17 protein-coding genes are annotated in these 15,256 nt (G+C 57.4%); 9 read left to right on the top strand and 8 right to left on the bottom strand.

Annotated features, from left to right (window positions below; all coding sequences use genetic code 11):
* Positions 1-25 precede the first annotated feature (25 nt).
* The 3 genes from A4E33_RS08575 to A4E33_RS08585 form a co-directional block, all read right to left on the bottom strand.
* A complete protein-coding gene (locus A4E33_RS08575) occupies positions 26-520 on the bottom strand; it encodes a YbhB/YbcL family Raf kinase inhibitor-like protein (protein WP_292347284.1) in 495 nt (164 codons plus the stop codon).
* 74 nt (positions 521-594) lie between these two features.
* The gene (locus tag A4E33_RS08580) at positions 595-1,047 is read right to left on the bottom strand and encodes a YbhB/YbcL family Raf kinase inhibitor-like protein (RefSeq protein ID WP_292347285.1); all 453 of its coding nucleotides are present in this window, start codon (positions 1,045-1,047) and stop codon (positions 595-597) included.
* A 58-nt stretch (positions 1,048-1,105) separates the two neighbouring features.
* The gene (locus A4E33_RS08585; protein ID WP_292347286.1) at positions 1,106-1,798 is read right to left on the bottom strand and encodes a zinc ribbon domain-containing protein; all 693 of its coding nucleotides are present in this window, start codon (positions 1,796-1,798) and stop codon (positions 1,106-1,108) included.
* Between the two features lie 161 nt (positions 1,799-1,959).
* Here A4E33_RS08585 and A4E33_RS08590 point away from each other — a divergent pair, with 161 nt between their 5' ends.
* The 6 genes from A4E33_RS08590 to A4E33_RS08615 all read left to right on the top strand — a co-directional run bounded on the left by A4E33_RS08590 (position 1,960) and on the right by A4E33_RS08615 (position 6,251).
* Positions 1,960-2,865, top strand: coding sequence for an Mrp/NBP35 family ATP-binding protein (locus A4E33_RS08590; protein ID WP_292347287.1), 906 nt, complete (start codon positions 1,960-1,962; stop codon positions 2,863-2,865).
* 3 nt (positions 2,866-2,868) lie between these two features.
* Entirely contained in the window at positions 2,869-3,174 is a 306-nt protein-coding gene (locus A4E33_RS08595; protein WP_292347288.1) for a hypothetical protein, read from the top strand.
* A 160-nt stretch (positions 3,175-3,334) separates the two neighbouring features.
* Positions 3,335-3,790 (top strand): hypothetical protein, encoded by a 456-nt coding sequence (locus A4E33_RS08600; protein ID WP_292347289.1) that lies wholly within the window; start codon positions 3,335-3,337, stop codon positions 3,788-3,790.
* Positions 3,791-3,862: 72 nt separating this feature from the next.
* The gene (locus A4E33_RS08605) at positions 3,863-4,981 is read left to right on the top strand and encodes a hypothetical protein (protein ID WP_292347290.1); all 1,119 of its coding nucleotides are present in this window, start codon (positions 3,863-3,865) and stop codon (positions 4,979-4,981) included.
* The gene (locus tag A4E33_RS08610; RefSeq protein ID WP_292347291.1) at positions 4,978-5,907 is read left to right on the top strand and encodes a hypothetical protein; all 930 of its coding nucleotides are present in this window, start codon (positions 4,978-4,980) and stop codon (positions 5,905-5,907) included. The genes A4E33_RS08605 and A4E33_RS08610 overlap by 4 nt, the downstream gene beginning before the upstream one ends.
* Positions 5,907-6,251, top strand: coding sequence for a hypothetical protein (locus tag A4E33_RS08615; protein ID WP_292347292.1), 345 nt, complete (start codon positions 5,907-5,909; stop codon positions 6,249-6,251). Before A4E33_RS08610 ends, A4E33_RS08615 begins: the two co-directional genes overlap by 1 nt.
* Before the next feature lie 302 nt (positions 6,252-6,553).
* Here A4E33_RS08615 and A4E33_RS08620 read toward each other — a convergent pair whose 3' ends face one another.
* The 4 genes from A4E33_RS08620 to A4E33_RS08635 form a co-directional block, all read right to left on the bottom strand.
* Positions 6,554-7,771 carry a hypothetical protein gene (locus A4E33_RS08620; protein ID WP_292347293.1) on the bottom strand — a complete coding sequence of 406 codons (1,218 nt, stop codon included), beginning with the start codon at positions 7,769-7,771 and terminating at the stop codon, positions 6,554-6,556.
* Positions 7,772-8,121: 350 nt separating this feature from the next.
* Positions 8,122-9,558, bottom strand: a complete 1,437-nt coding sequence (gene proS / locus A4E33_RS08625; protein WP_292347294.1) for a proline--tRNA ligase — start codon at positions 9,556-9,558, stop codon at positions 8,122-8,124.
* A 10-nt stretch (positions 9,559-9,568) separates the two neighbouring features.
* Positions 9,569-10,135: a stage II sporulation protein M gene (locus tag A4E33_RS08630; protein ID WP_292347295.1), complete on the bottom strand. Its 567-nt coding sequence runs from the start codon at positions 10,133-10,135 to the stop codon at positions 9,569-9,571.
* Positions 10,128-10,994, bottom strand: coding sequence for a DUF63 family protein (locus A4E33_RS08635; RefSeq protein WP_292347296.1), 867 nt, complete (start codon positions 10,992-10,994; stop codon positions 10,128-10,130). The genes A4E33_RS08630 and A4E33_RS08635 overlap by 8 nt, the downstream gene beginning before the upstream one ends.
* An 11-nt stretch (positions 10,995-11,005) precedes the next feature.
* Between A4E33_RS08635 and A4E33_RS08640 the strand changes: the two genes are divergently transcribed.
* Positions 11,006-12,085 (top strand): NAD(P)-dependent glycerol-1-phosphate dehydrogenase, encoded by a 1,080-nt coding sequence (locus tag A4E33_RS08640; RefSeq protein ID WP_292347297.1) that lies wholly within the window; start codon positions 11,006-11,008, stop codon positions 12,083-12,085.
* Positions 12,086-12,090: 5 nt separating this feature from the next.
* Complete coding sequence (locus tag A4E33_RS08645) at positions 12,091-12,537, top strand: UPF0179 family protein (RefSeq protein WP_292347298.1); 447 nt, start codon at positions 12,091-12,093, stop codon at positions 12,535-12,537.
* A 22-nt stretch (positions 12,538-12,559) separates the two neighbouring features.
* Here the strand turns inward: A4E33_RS08645 and A4E33_RS08650 are convergent, their stop codons facing one another.
* Entirely contained in the window at positions 12,560-14,278 is a 1,719-nt protein-coding gene (locus A4E33_RS08650) for a histidine kinase N-terminal 7TM domain-containing protein (protein WP_292347299.1), read from the bottom strand.
* Positions 14,279-14,579: 301 nt separating this feature from the next.
* Here A4E33_RS08650 and A4E33_RS08655 point away from each other — a divergent pair, with 301 nt between their 5' ends.
* Positions 14,580-15,254, top strand: coding sequence for a hypothetical protein (locus tag A4E33_RS08655; RefSeq protein WP_292347300.1), 675 nt, complete (start codon positions 14,580-14,582; stop codon positions 15,252-15,254).
* The last annotated feature ends 2 nt before the right edge of the window (positions 15,255-15,256 follow it).

Below are 15,256 nucleotides of genomic sequence, written 5' to 3' on the forward strand. Positions count from 1 at the left end.
GCACACGTTGCAGAATCCGGGGGAATCAGCGGTTCTTTGGCGGGACGGCCTGAGCAGGAAGGGGGGCTCCCGAGGCATAGGCCTCGGTCTCCCCGTACTGGAGGATATGGCCCTGCAGGGCTGAGAGGAGCGCTGTCTTGCCGGAGCCACCGGGGATCTGGAGGAAATCGTCGAGGCCGTAGACCCGGAAGAGGTAGCGGTGCGTCTCGCCGGGCCCGGGACTGGGGCCGGTCCAGCCGATAACACCGGCATCGTTCAGACCCTGTATCGCGGAGATTGGATCGGCAATCTTCTTTCCTTCCGGGATGCCAGCGGGGATGGTCCTTGCTGCAGGCATGTCCCAGACAAGCCATGCACAGTAGGAGAGAACCTCCCTCACCGACGGGTTGAAGACCATGATGGCAAGGGAAGATGATTCATCGATTCCCTCGATGGTAATGGCAGGAGAGAGGTTTCCTCCGTTGCAGGTATGCTCCGGGGGGAAATCCTGGAATTCCAGACTGACATTCAGTTTTTCCATAACAATCGCTTTATACCGGAGAAATAATGCCCCCGGGCTTAAATATCTAGTGGATACCCGGATTTCTGGTGCTGCTACCGTGAGCAGACTGCCGCAGTCTCGGCATACTGGATGACGTGCCCCTTCATTGCTGCGATGAGCGCATGCTTGTCCGAACCTGCCTGCAGGTCAAGCATGGTATCGAGCCCGTAGACCCTGAACTGGTACCGGATCATGCTGCCCGGCGGAGGACAGGGACCGGTCCAGCCGATCGTCCCGTAATCGGTGATTCCCTGAACCGCGTTCACCGGCAATGTCGTCCTGCCGTCCCGGGGGATACCGGCCGGGATGACGGGAATTGGCGGGAGATTCCAGCAGAGCCACGCGGTGAACGAGCAGCAGGCCTTTTCGAAGGGATTGAAGACCATGACGGCGATCGATGCTGCTGCAAGACCTTTAAGCCGCAGGGATGGCGAGAGGTTTCCGCCATCACAGGTATGGACGGGCGGGAACTCGAGGAAGTCAAGGGAGACGGTGAGCGGATCCATTGTTCTTTCCAAGGGCGGACCGAAAGAAAAAGGCTCCGTTCCTGCCAAACCCTAGGATTTACCTGTATTCCTGCCCTGAGAGCAGGCGATCGAGTCCCCGACGGTGGTGAAGGTGGTCTTCCATGGTGAGCCGGTCCCCGAGGAGCGGAGCCAGGATGCGGGCGAGGTACGGCCCCTGCGAGTACATGAGGTCGAACGTCTGTTCCCGGTTCCTGTCCCTGACGTACAGTTTGTCCTGCGTCGATGTCAGGGTCTCGCAGACGATGTTGATATCCGCGATCTCATCGACCGGAATCGTGATCGTTCCGGGGGCACCGGCAATGATCGCATCTGGGTTCATAGACCGGTACCGCTCCCAGGGTCCGCCGGCCCAGTCTTTCTCCCGGAAATGGGCGATCTCGTCTTTTGTCCCGCTGATGTCGCACGACTCCTGCATCACGGCATCGTCAGCATCGGACATTGCCTCGTCGCTCTCCGGACTCCACGTGCAGAAGATGAGCCTGCGGTCGGTGACGATGAGGGTGTAGTGGATGACCGACAGGAGTCCCTGTTCGATGAACGGAACGATGCCGAGGATCCGCTCCCCGCTCCCTCCGACAGCGGGAGCCACGGGGGCAGCCCGGATGGTTTCCGGGGCCGTTGTGGCGGGCTGGCCCGGCAGTACGACGGGTTGTCCGCACTGTGTGCAGAACCGTTTTCCGGCAGCAAGCGGAGCACCGCACGCGGTGCAGAATTTCGGGGGAGCAGTCATTGCTCACCAGTGAGCGGGGATAGGTAAAAAAACCGTCCCCTGTGTGCTCCATTACCGGACCGGCTCTCCGGTATGCCGGTGCCACGATCCCTGCATCTTTATTGTCTTCCGTACATAACCTATGAGAATACAGAGCGTAATTTTTCCTTTTGAGGTATCCCATGGCAAAGAAAGAAACAAAAAAGAAACAGGAACAAGAGGAGTGCAACAGCAACTGCGCGGGATGCGCGAGCGCCTCGACCTGTTCATCGGTAAAGAAAGAAGGGCAGGCTGCCGGCGGCCTCCCGCCGAAAGTGAAGATGGACGTGAAGCACGTCATCATGGTCCTCTCCGGCAAGGGCGGCGTGGGCAAGTCCACGGTCTCCGTGAACCTCGCTTACGCCCTCTCGGCGCACGGCAGGAAGGTCGGGCTCCTCGACCTCGACATGCACGGCCCCAACGTGCCCAAGATGCTGGGGATCGAGGACCATAAGCTCGGCGTGATGGGCCAGCAGATCGAGCCGGTCCGGATCACGGGTAACCTCTCGGTCATCTCGATGGCCTTCCTCCTCCCCGACACGAGCACGCCCATCATCTGGCGCGGGCCGATGAAGATGGCGGCCATCCAGCAGTTCCTCGGCGACGTGAACTGGGGGCCGCTCGATTACCTTGTCGTGGACCTCCCGCCCGGCACCGGTGACGAGGCGCTCACGATTGCCCAGCTCGCCCCCAATGTCCGGGGCGCGGTCATCGTGACCACCCCGCAGGACGTTGCAACGCTCGACGCCCGCAAGTCGGCGAAGTTCATCGAGAAGCTCGGCCTGCCGGTCATCGGCGTGGTGGAGAACATGAGCGGCATGGTCTGCCCCCACTGCGGCGTGGAGATCGAGCTCTTCGGGAAGGGTGGCGGCAAGAAGATCGCCGACGAGCTGAAGGTCCCGTTCCTCGGCTCCATCCCTCTTGATATCGAGATGCGCAAGGCCGGCGACGAGGGTCGCCCGTTCATCATCCGGCGCAGCAGCGAGAGCCCCACGTGGAAGAGCGTGGACAGGGTCATGGAAGAGCTCATCCGGGTCACCGGGGGATAAGCCATGGACTACCTGCGGATTCTCACCGGGAAGGAAAAATCCCTTCCCGTGTACACGAATGTCGTAGCAGCACTCGAGAACCCGCTTGCCTTCCCTGACCTCCTGGAACCCATTTACCGGGAGGCCATGAAACTCGACGACGAGACGCTCGACCGCTTCCGCTTCTCCCTGATGCGTCTCCAGATCTGGGCTGATATCCACCGCAACGAGGACCTCGAGAAAGCGATGCACATCAAGTACGTTGCGCAGGTGCTCGAGAAAGTGGTCTTCGGCTCGCTCATCATGGAACCGGCCGAACCCGCGGAATAAGGAATCATCCCCTCCACAATCCTTTTATCGGGGAAGATCGCCCGCAGTGATACGCTTATCACCACGCCCGATCAATACTAGGAACAATCCACAACCCGATACAAAAACCGTTTTCCCCACCGCCCGCTGAATACCCGATATACCCTATAACGGAGCAATAATGACATCACGCATGCAATCCCCGCACACGACCTGTCCGGGGTGCCAGGAAGAGGTCTTTCTCGACGAGCTCGTGGGCGGGAAGTGCCCGCTCTGCGGCTGCTCGCTCGAGGAGTTCGACGAGCAGTTCGGGGAGTACGAAGGGATCCTCGACCGCTCGGACCTCTCGTGGCTGATCTTCAACTATTTCGTCTTCAAGAAGTTCGTGGACCTCGGGGTGCCGCCGCACCAGATCATGGAGTTCGTGGCGGCCTACGAGGAGAACACGGAGAAGCCGCCCGAGGAGTGGACGAAGACCGCGTTCGTCCTCGAGCTCCCGATGGGCTGGCTCGACCGGATCCGGCCCAAGCGCTGCGCAAAGTGCGGCAAGTGGTTCATCGCCGGCGGCAGCAAGCAGATCTCGGGCGACATGCGCCGGACGGCGCTGAACGTCGGGTACGTCTGCGACCGGTGCTGATTCGATACTCTCCCTTTTTTTCATCGGGTTGCAAATAACAATCCATATATCGGATTGAATTTTACGCTGGTTATGAAAGGGGCGGCATTCGGGATTGTAGTTGTCTGTCTGGCGATGGCGGGGTTTCTTGCGGGAACGGTTTCTGCTGATCTAATGCTGCCGACAATAACTCATGTGTATATTGAACAGAATGGGACTCCTTTTCATGAAAGCGTTAATTACACAGTCACCTGTTTTGGATATCGTACGCAACTCTCGCCCCCGCCAGTAACTACTCTCGCCCCTGGTTCATATCAACCGGAATCCGTTTACTCGTATTCTGCAACCTGTCCGGATTACGGTTGTGTGATCTATGAGCCATATTATACCAAACACAGCCATATTGACTGGTGTGATCTTCAGGTAAATACGAAAGACACTAAATTTATTTTCAGGAATTTTTCCCATAATCCATATTCAAAATGCACAGACGTACCGTCACCTGAGAAAATATCTCGGAATCGATCTATGGGATTATACTATAAAACCCCGGAATATCTGGCTTGCTGGGCGCACGGTCAGGGATATATTCAAGAAAAAACGGGTAATTGGCCAACGCGTCACCGTGTTTTTCAAACATGTGATTCGGATTCAGAGCCTGGTTGTATTAAATTATTTTCGGAAATGAAACCTGTGAAAGAAATCTCATCTGATGAGATACCTACGCCGAAGTCCCGATGGTCTGGGATGAATGATCAGGAATTCCTGTCATTTCTTGAAACATGTAATCCCATCTCGGATACTTCATGTGGGGGCTGGATCATTGATGGAAAACCGGTAAAACGAATCCCCGGAATGAGGCCCTTCGCAAATACATCCTCGGGAAAGTCTTGGATTTGCGACAAATTCCTTATCAATGCGAGTCCTGCAATCATGGTACCTGAAGAAATTATCAACGGAGCATGGGTTGACAACGATTATCTTGCAACAGAGGTATGTGAGTTGAGGATTAATCTTCCCCCCGTTAACCGAACATCAAATAAATCTCCTACCTTTATCCAAACCCCGACCCTTTCTGTAAAGCAGGAACCTCTGATTAAACAGGGTCCGATAATCACAACAGATCCGACAATCGTGCCTGTAAAGGTCCAATCCCCCGTCGAATCCCTCTACTGCAGCCTTCTCCAGCGTATTGGCAGGATGTGCGAATGAGCCGTCTCTCGATCAAGAAAATCCTTGCCTGCAGCATCCTGCTGGTATCGGTAATTGTCTCAATACTGCCTGCTTCCGCAGACATCATGGTCCCGACGAACACCCGCGTGTATTTCGAGAAAGACGGCGTTCCTTTCAACGGGTCGGTCGATTATACCGTGGACTGCTACGGCCACTACGATTACCCGTGGATCCGTGAAACAGCCACCACGCAGGCGAACCCGTCCGGTGAAAAAGGGATCGTCTTCTCCTACTCGGCGTCCTGCCCGGGATACGGCTGCACCATCTACGAACCCTTCTATCTCAACTACCGGGCAATCGATACCTGCGACATGCAGGGGACCGCGGGGGGAGTACCATTTGTCCTGCGGAACTTCACCCGGGATCCTACGCCGAAAAACTGCATCAACCTCCGGCAGTTCGATATGTCGAAAGGCGATGAGGGCTATTTCCGTGCAACACCGAAGTACCGGGAGTGCGAGAACGAAAGCCTTGAGGCATCGGCGCTCTGTATCCAGTACGTTGTCCCCTGCACCGCGGGCACCGACGCGGACTGCGGGAAGTGGGTCATCAACGGCCTTCCGGTGAAGGATACGGAGAAATCCCGTTCGTGCCGGGACGAGGCGGACAAGAAGGAGCGTGCATGCGAAGCGTATCTCGAGAAGGTTGATCCTTCATCCATGATCCTCTGGAGGAACAACTGGACCGGGAAGTACGAACCTGCCATGCTGTCCTGCGAGCTGCGGATGACACTGCCTTCGGAGACCGGAGGAATGTCCGCCGGGCTACAGGTCACACCTGACGGGATCGGTCAGACGCCGGCCATGACGTACGGGCCGCAGGCCGCTGCACCTGCCGGGTCTTCCGGTCCGGTCAGGACATTCTGGTGCAGCATCCTCTCACTCTTCGGCGGGAAGTGCGAATAGTGCTCTACGAGACCCGCTTCCTCCTCGCCCTCGTCACAACCTGGTGCATCGAGATACCAATCCTCTTTGCCCTCATCCGGTTCGTTCTCCGCGACAAAACACAGCCGGCCATCAGGATTGCAGGAGTGGGGGCGCTCTGCACCGCCCTGACCCTTCCTTACCTCTGGTTCATCCTGCCGCCGTATGTCGATGCGGCGCAGTATATCGTTGTCGGGGAGACGCTCGTTTTCCTTACCGAGGCATTCATCCTCAACCGGCTGCTTGGCCTGAAACCGGCCGCTGCCCTTGCCTGTTCGTTCGCGATGAACCTGGCTTCGTTCCTGCTCGGGCTGGTCCTGCTCTGAAGATTGCCGGTACACTCGATGCGGATGATTTTATCCCCAGCGACCCCCCCTACCCCGTTTTGAAAGCCCATGCTGGAATTATCGTCACTACAACAGGGAAAAAGCCATACCGGAAACCCGGGCTGTTGGGGGGGGTCAGTGGGGATAATGTACTGCAGGGAACCCTATCAGGCAATGATAAAGCGTTCTTTTACGGGGTAATCCAGAAGCCCGCTGCCGGAGTGCCGGATCCCGGATATCCCCGCTGACCCCCTGGCACTGGTAAACAGATGATATTGTTGGTAAAAGGAATGACGGGGAGATCAGTGCGGGTACGAGATATCGATAATTTCCCCGGTATAGGTATCCACCCAGCCGACACCCGGCTTCAGGATATCCGGGTTTGCCCGGATGGTTTCGTCGGTGAAGACCACCTTCCACGCCAGCGGGATGGAAGACGGCCGCGGGGTGACACCCGGTGCATGTCCGTCCTTCCAGACCCGTTCTGCCGAGACGACCTGCAGTGACGAGATCGAGGACGGATAGATGGTCTTGGCCTTTGCCTGTACTGCATAGATGGCATCGTACTTGGGCACGGTCGGGGTGTCGAGGATCATGAATGCATTGTCGGGGGATTCCCAGCGCTGTTCCCACTCCGTGACCGCACCGGAGACGGAATCGATCGAGACGATGAACCCGTCATTGTCGCAGGGGTAGTCCTGGATGATGCGGTCGAAGACGAACCGGTAGGTCCCGGCAACATTGCCCCCCGGGGTGGAGAGCGGGATATACCTGCCGTCGCTCATGTTGATCGAGAGGATACCGGTGTTCCGGTCGTTTATCGTGCTGTCGGCAATCTGGCGGGCGTTCCCCATGGTGAGCACGGGGTTCTGCGGCCGCCCTCCCGGGTGGATCGTGCGGTTGAAGGCAACGACCGTTCCGGACTGCGCATCGATGAGGCCGGAGGCTTCCGTTGTTGTGCCGGCCTGCAGCGTGAACTTCCAGACCTGCCCGAACACGGGATCGGTTGCCAGGTCAACAGAAGTCCGTCCGGCCGGAAGGTTGGGGAAAGCGACGACGGCTATGGCCTGTGCCTCTTTCTCGGTAATTTTCGGCCCGTCTGTTTTCTGGGTTGTGATGACGGCAGCGCGTGCGGTCAGGATCGGTTCCGGTGTCTCGGTTGTGGTGATGATTGCGACCGTGTCCGGCTTTAAAATGGCCGTTGTCGGGACTGGTGTCTTCATCGTTGCCGGGGCTGCGATCGTGGTCTGTATCACCTGTGCTGCAGTTGTCGTTGTTTTCGTTGCGGAGGGTGTGGTAACGAGGGTTGCCTCTGGTGAGGGACTGGTTGTGGGTGCGGGGGACGGTTGCGGGGATCCCCCGAATATCCCGCTTGCGAGAATAAATACCACGATGATTGCAATGACGGCAATTGCAAGTATCGCGATCTTTTTGAGCAGGCGGCGCTGCTTCTTTTTCCGGACAACTTCCTTGTATCGTGCAGGAAGGTATGGCTCGTTGAATTCGTCATCGTCTCTCACGGGTGCCGCCTCAGAAGTATCTAATTATCTATCTCTTCTGTTAATAAAAATGACCGGGGTATATCCGGGGTGATTCTCCGGCTTTTCCTGAATGAAAAAAAGGTTTTTCAATCAGTGTTCTGTAAAAAACCTCCTGAGAGATCGCTGAAAATTATGACAGGGCCACGGGCGCCCGAGGTCTATCGACCCTCGCTCTGTGGAGCATTACCTTTTCCGGACATCTTAAAAAAATCGAATATGGGGATCAAGGGGGCTTGCCCCCTTGGGCTGCCTCCCCCTCTGGGGGAGAGAGGGGGTCACCTTCGCAAATTCCGCTGAGTGTTTCTTTAAGGATTTCTACAGAGCCTCAATCAGTACGTCCTTCCGACAAGCGTTGCCCTGCCGGGCTTCCCGCAGATGATGCACTTCCCGTCCGATGCATCAACATACGGGGAGCGCACTTCGGTGCCGAGGATGGACGAGTTCGCCTTCTCCTCGATGGCATCCCCGCAGCCCCGCTCCCGGCACCAGTGGACGACCGCGACCTTGCCCTCGTTGAGGGCGGTGTTGAGTGCATCCGTTGAGTCAACGGCGCAGAGGTGGGATTTCGTGTGCTCTTCGGCACGGGCCCGGATCGCTTCCGTGATCTCCGCAAAGACCGTTGTTATACCGTCAATGATGGTTGCACGTTCAAGGGACGTCTTCTCTCCCGTCCTCTTCACTGCCATGACCTTGCCGGCATCGATATCCCGGGGGCCGAGTTCGAGCCGGAGCGGGACGCCCCGGAGTTCCCACCAGTAATATTTGGCGCCCGGCCGCATGTCGCGGGTATCCATCTTCACGCGGAACCCGGCGGCTTTCAGGTCAGCCTCAAGCTTCGTGGCTGCAGCGAGCACATCCTCGTGCCGCTTCCCGATCGTGATCGGGACGATGACCGCCTGGACCGGTGCAACCGCCGGCGGGAGGATGAGGCCCTTGTCGTCGCCGTGCATGGAGATGAGAGCTGCGATGGACCGCTCCGAGATCCCGTAGCAGGTCTGGTTTGCCAGCTGTGCTTTCCCGTCCTTGTCCTCATACTGTATCCCAAAGGTCTTCGAGAAGTGCGTGCCGAGGTGGTGGACCGTGCCGATCTGGAGTGTTTTCCCGTTCGGCATGATCGCGTCAACGGCGATCGTATAGTCGGCGCCGGGGAACTTGTCCCAGTCCGGCCGTTTCGAGATGGTGACGGGGATGCAGAGGCCGTCGTAGAACTCCTTGGTGAGGCCGAGCTCATACTCGCACTGGGCCTCTGCCTCGTCCCATGTGGCATGGACCGTGTGGGACTCCATGAACGAGGTGATCTCGCGGAGACGGATGAGCGGCCGGGTCTGCTTGGTCTCGTACCGGAATGTGTTCACGATCTGGTAGTACTTCATCGGCAGGTCGGCGTGGGAGCGGAGCCAGAGGGCGTACATCGGGTAGATTGCGGTTTCGCTCGTCGGGCGGAGTGCAAGCTTCACGTCGAGCGGGGTCGTGCCCCCGTGGGTCACCCAGTAGACCTCATCCTCGAAACCCTTGATGTGCTCGGCCTCCTTCATGAACTCCTGTTCGGGGATGAGGAGCGGGAAGAGGGTCTCCTGGTGGTCCCGGTCAAGGAGTTCGCGGAGCCGGTTGTACACGAACTTGCGGATCGCAAACCCGTACGGGTACCAGACGTACAGCCCCTTGACGGGGTAGCGGACATCCATGATCTCGGCCCGCCAGAGAATATCGTTGAACCATCCTGAAAAGTCCTGCCGGGGCGGCAGGGTGCCACTGTCGTCGTCCATGGGGTGTCCTCTACGCTACTAAATGTATGACCACCGGCGTAATAAAAGCCTCGACCACGGCTGCAGTTGCGACGAGCGGCAGCACCACGGCAAGGAACAGGCGGGCGAACGTGTGTGCGGCGACCGCGGAGTCCCCGCCCCCGTACCATTCCGCGATCAGCGACTGGGCAAGGAGGATCCCGAGCGCTCCCGAGATGATGAACGCGGGGATCTCGAAGATGCCGTGCGGAACGATGGCGGCTGCAACAAACAGCGCCGTGTGCTCCTTGCTCACCATCTCCATGATGGCCCCGATGACGATGCCGTTCAGGCTCATGATGAAGATCGTGAGGATCCCGAACGTTGCACCGCCCAAAAAGAGCAGGATGCAGGCCTGGAAGTTATTGAAGAAGAGCTTGACGCACATATCCGCGGGATTGTTGCCGTCTATCTGGCCGGCCACCTCCTTTGCGAAGAGTTTCAGGAGTTCTTCACCAATGGCCGGGTTCTGGGCCGATCCCACCCACCCCATGGTGACCGTGGCCAGAAAGAGAAGGAAGACCACAATGATTGCATTGGTGAGCGGGGCATCAGACATAGAGAACCATCCGGACCATATCGCGGACGCCCGGTGCAAACCCGACCACGATCATGGCGAGCAGCACGAGATGCCAGAACGCCGGACTTGCCTCTTTCCGGTACAGCTGCATGACGTAGACCGCCGGAAAGAGCACGATCAGCTTGAGGGGGAACATCACAAACGCTGTCCCGGTCATGGCGATTAGCGTTGAGCCGACGACGTGCTGTTCCACATACTGGACATGGGGGTGCAGGTCGATGCCGTAGCTGGTGGCGCTGGCGTCCAGCAGCTGGCCGAAGATGAGGGTCAGGTACACCGGGTCAGAAACATAGCTCCATCCGAGGGCATACCGCATGACCCCCCAGACGACAGCGGTGGCCGTTACCGCCATGAGCGGGATGACCGACAGGATGACGAGGTCAATGCCGTTGTGGGCCATGCCGAACCCGAGCAGGACAAGGGAGGCGATGACCATCGCCGCAATGCCGGCGAAGGCGTAGAACTGGATGAAATTTTTCGTGATCCCCCGGACTGCCAGTTCCCGTGCCAGGAACATCATGCCGATGACAAAAAAGAAGAGCGTGAAGTAGATGAGGGGCGTGATCAGCAGGAACCGCCAGTCACTTTCGATCATCCCGGTATCCTCGACCACCCGGAGGAGCCCGCCGAGAATGACGTAGGGAACGGTTGCGAGGATGAATGTGCCGTCGAACCGGAAACCGGCATCAGACAGGTACGTGGAGGCGGACAGCCAGCGGTACAGGATATAGACACCGATGACGAGGATGATCGCGTAGGTCAGGGTGTCGACGACATTATAGGCTTCGCCGTATCTGATGGGATCGATGTAGTATTTGTATATGAAATCACTAATCATCCTTGATCAGAATGAGCGCAGATGCAATAAAATTACTCAAACCCCGGGTCTTTGACAAGTCCAAGTGGATGCAGCTCCCCCGCGACGTGGTGATCGGCCACGACGTGCTCGGGCAGCTGCCTGCTGTCTGCGGGGATCTCAAGCTCGGCGGCACTGCGCTCCTCGTCTCCGGCAGGGGGACCATGGATCTTGCCGGCGGCACCGTGCAGGAGATCCTTTCCCGGGAATACACGGTGAAGCCGTTCATTGCCGAAGAGATCACGGCTCCCGTCATCAAGAAGGGCGAGAAGGCCGCAAAGGGTGTGGATTTCCTCATCGGTGTCGGGGGCGGGCGGGTGATCGATACCGCGAAGATCGTCTCGTTCAACCTTGACCTGCCCTTCATCTCGGTCCCTACAGCCGCGTCCCACGACGGGATCGCATCCGCCCGTGCCTCGGTTGCCATGGAGGGCGGCCATTCATCGCTTGAAGCCCACCCGCCGGTTGCGATCGTTGCTGACACCGGCATCATCGCCTCCGCCCCGCACCGCCTCCTCGCTGCCGGCTGCGCCGATGTCATCTCCAATTATACGGCAATCCTTGACTGGGAACTCGCCCACCGGGTCAAGGGAGAGCCCATGAGCGAATACGCCATCACGCTCTCGAAGATGACCGCGGAGATTCTGGTGAAGGATGCCCATCTCATCAAACCGCACAACGAGCAGTCTGCGTGGATCGTGGTGAAGGCGCTTGTCTCGAGCGGGGTTGCGATGAGCATCGCAGGATCGTCACGGCCTGCGAGCGGTGGTGAACACAAGTTCTCCCATGCCCTCGACAGGCTGGCGCCCGGCAAGGCCCTCCACGGGGAGAGCTGCGGGATCGGCACGATCATCTCGATGTACCTCCATGGCGGTGACTGGCGGGGTATCCGCTCGTCGCTGAAGATGATCGGCGCCCCGGTGACGCCGGCGGAGGTCGGGATCGATGACGCGGTCGCGGTCGATGCCCTGCTGATGGCAAAGACTATCCGTCCCGAGCGCTTTACCATATTCGATATGGGGCTGACCCGGGAATCGGCAGAGAAACTCGTACACATGCTGTACGAGGAGTGAGGATCATGACAGAGGCAAAGACGAAAGTGACGCTGATCGGAACGGTGCTTGCAAAACCGGGCATCGAGTTCATCTACGAGGGGGAGACGGCTGCCTGCGACACCTGCAAGGTGAAGAAGGCCTGCAACAACCTGGTGAAAGGGCGGAAGTACCGCATCGTCTCCGTACGATCAACGCACCACGACTGCTCCGTCCACCTCAACGGGGCGACCGCGGTCGAGGTCACCGACGCCCCCATCACCATGCTCATCAGCCCCGAAATGGCTATCGTCAACTCAAAGATAAAAGCAGAGCTCTCCTGCAACAAGAGCGACTGTAAAAGTTTCCCGCTCTGCCGCCCGGATGGCGTCGTCGACGGCGAGAAGTATGTTGTCACTGACATTATCGGGAATGCCTCCGATATCTGCGAAAAGGGCCGGTCGCTGAAGCTCGTGGAGATCCGGCCGGCGTAACCCCCTCTCAGGTATTCCGGATCTACCGGGTTCCCGTTCCCGGTGGATACGTACCTGTCTGCCGCATCCGGTACTTGCCAGCCGGCACAATAATCTCGAACCGGGCCCCCTTCCCTTCCTCACCGGTCTCCCGGATGGTAATGCCGGTAATGGAGAGGATCCTGCGGATGAGGAAAAGCCCGAGGCCCGTCTGGCTGCCAAACCCGCGGGTGAATATCCTTTCCTTGTCGGCAGCCGGGATCCCGCAGCCATCATCCGCGAAGACGATTATAAGCCCGTCGTCCGTCTCTTCAGCAGTAACCATACAGCGGGTCACGTGATCCCCATGGGTGAACGCGTTGTCGATGAGGTTGTAGAAGACCTTCGCGATGAGCGGGTCGGCATAGATCTCTGTCTCACCGCTGTCGAGCCGGACCTTTACCTCCCGGAAGGAGTGGGCTGCCGCTGCCTCAAGAACCACGGTGCGGAGGTCAAACCATGCGGGTTCCTTGCCCCCGGTCTCCTCGTAGTACTGCATGAACTCGATATGGGTGCGGATCGTCTGGGATGTTTCCTGCAGGTGCTGGAAATAGCCGAGTGCGGACGGGTCCGGTACCCTCTGGCGGCAGAGATCGAGATACATATCCAGTGCTGTAAGGTTATTGAGGATATCATGCCTCGTGACTGAGGAGAGTATGGTGAGCTTGCTGTGCGCTTCCTGAAGGTCCTCCTGTGCTTTCCTGCAGGTGGTGATGTCGTGGAAGATAACGAGTTTCCCGTACGGCCGGCTGGAATAATCCTTCAGCAGCGATATGCGGGCGCCAAACCATTTCCTGTCCGGCTGTTCGCCGACAGAAAACTCGTACTGCCTGCCGGTATCGGTCTCGGCAGTCCTGATGAGTTCAGCAAGCGCTGGTGCTGAGGTCTCGAGGGGAGAATCACCGGCCGTCCCTGCGAGGGAGAGGTACTGGCGGGCAGCGGGATTGCATTCTATGATACTCCCCTGGTTGTCCACGGCGATGACCCCTGTCTGCATGGCGGAATACATCTCATGGTACACGATGGGAGCGATGTCGAGCAGCCGGTAGCGTATGGCTCCTTCGAAGACGATGATGCCACAGATACCGAGTGCGAGCGGATCGAGATCCAGCCCGGGAACCGGGCTGAGGCTGAAGATATCGATAAGATCTGAGATGAGGAAGATGCCGGTACACAGGATGAGCAGCCAGATCTGCCTCCGGTAGATCTCTGAGCACTGGACCAGCGTGAAGATCAGCATCGAAACAGAGGCGACAGCGAGGATATACGAATATCCCGTGGAAGCGAGTGCCGCAGGGCCGTTGGCATACACCATGACGAAGGTACCACGGGTAACCGCCGGCACGATCTCCGGCCAGACCAGGCCGTGCATCTCGTTGGTGAAGACCAGGATAACGGTGAGTGCCGGGACGACCCAGAGCAGGAGGGCTTTTTTATCCCTCGTCCAGCTGTCGTTGCGGGTATACCCGGCAACGAACAGGAGCATGAGCGGGGCGATACAAACAATGCCGAGGTACTGGAACTTCCCGATCAACACCTTCAGCGAAGGATCGGCGACGAGCAGCTCGAGCGAGAAGGTGAGGCACCACTCCGCAGCAGCGAGCATCAGGAGGGAGAACCAGAACGTGCCCGGGACCGCCCGGCGTTTCCATGAGTAGATGGCAAGGAGCAGGGTGATGATTCCCGTGGTGAAATAAACAAAAGCGTAGACAGAGAGCTGCATGGCCATCGGACGGATTCAGATTATAAAGATTATAACCGGGGAACAATAAAGGGTGCGATTTTGATCCGGGAGGATGACCCCCTTTGAGCTGTTTTCGTGAATTCGTATCCTCCGTTCAACAATGGTCGTACGATGGGACAGGTGGTATGGTACCAGGATAACGTGGATCTCCAGAATAATATTCCATCCCACGTCAAATTTCAGTCTTTCCCTGATTCAATGGGCCGGCTGATGAACTCTCCTGACGGAAATCCTGGGGACGATTAAATATTATCTTATCAAATAATTTTTTCTGATACACATGAGAACAAAACTGGAAAAAGCGACCATTGGCGTCATCCTCCGGTTTCTCATCCTTGTTCTCCTAATCCTATCCCTGGTTTTAATCGGGTCCTTCCATGGTGAACGTGACGCCTATATCGGCCCGGTAATCGTGACGCTTCTTGCACTGGCAGTTGTCTGTTCTCATCTAATCTATAACAAAATCATGCATCCGGCACCGGATGATCTGATGTATGCACGAAATCAGGATTATATCATCGCAATTATCTGGTGCGGTATTTTTTTCTGTTATCTTGAAGCGCTCGCATGTATCCAGTATGCAATCCTGCCGAACGCATTTCCTTCGGTGGTTGTGTCCCCGGTTGTCTTCCAGGGCCTGGTACTCGTTCCGATGGCAATCTCTGTGACCTGGTATGTCCTTTGGGAGATCCTGATTAACCTGGTTTCGTTGAAGAATATTACACTTGAATACTACCGTCAGAATCCAAAATCCTTCTGGGGCTTTGGAGTATTTATCATCATCAATGGTGCGATATTCTACTCCGTTATGAGTATTGTTGCGGCGTTCAGGGAAGGACAGATCGATAAAGCAACGGCCAATCAGATCTTCAGTGTTATTCTCTGGGTTATGATACTGATGAGTATTGGCACACTGGTCTACACCTGGATAATTAATAACCGGGACAGTTGCTGAAG

The sequence above is a fragment of the Methanoregula sp. PtaB.Bin085 genome (assembly GCF_002067035.1).
In the GTDB taxonomy this organism is placed as follows: Archaea; Halobacteriota; Methanomicrobia; order Methanomicrobiales; family Methanospirillaceae; genus Methanoregula.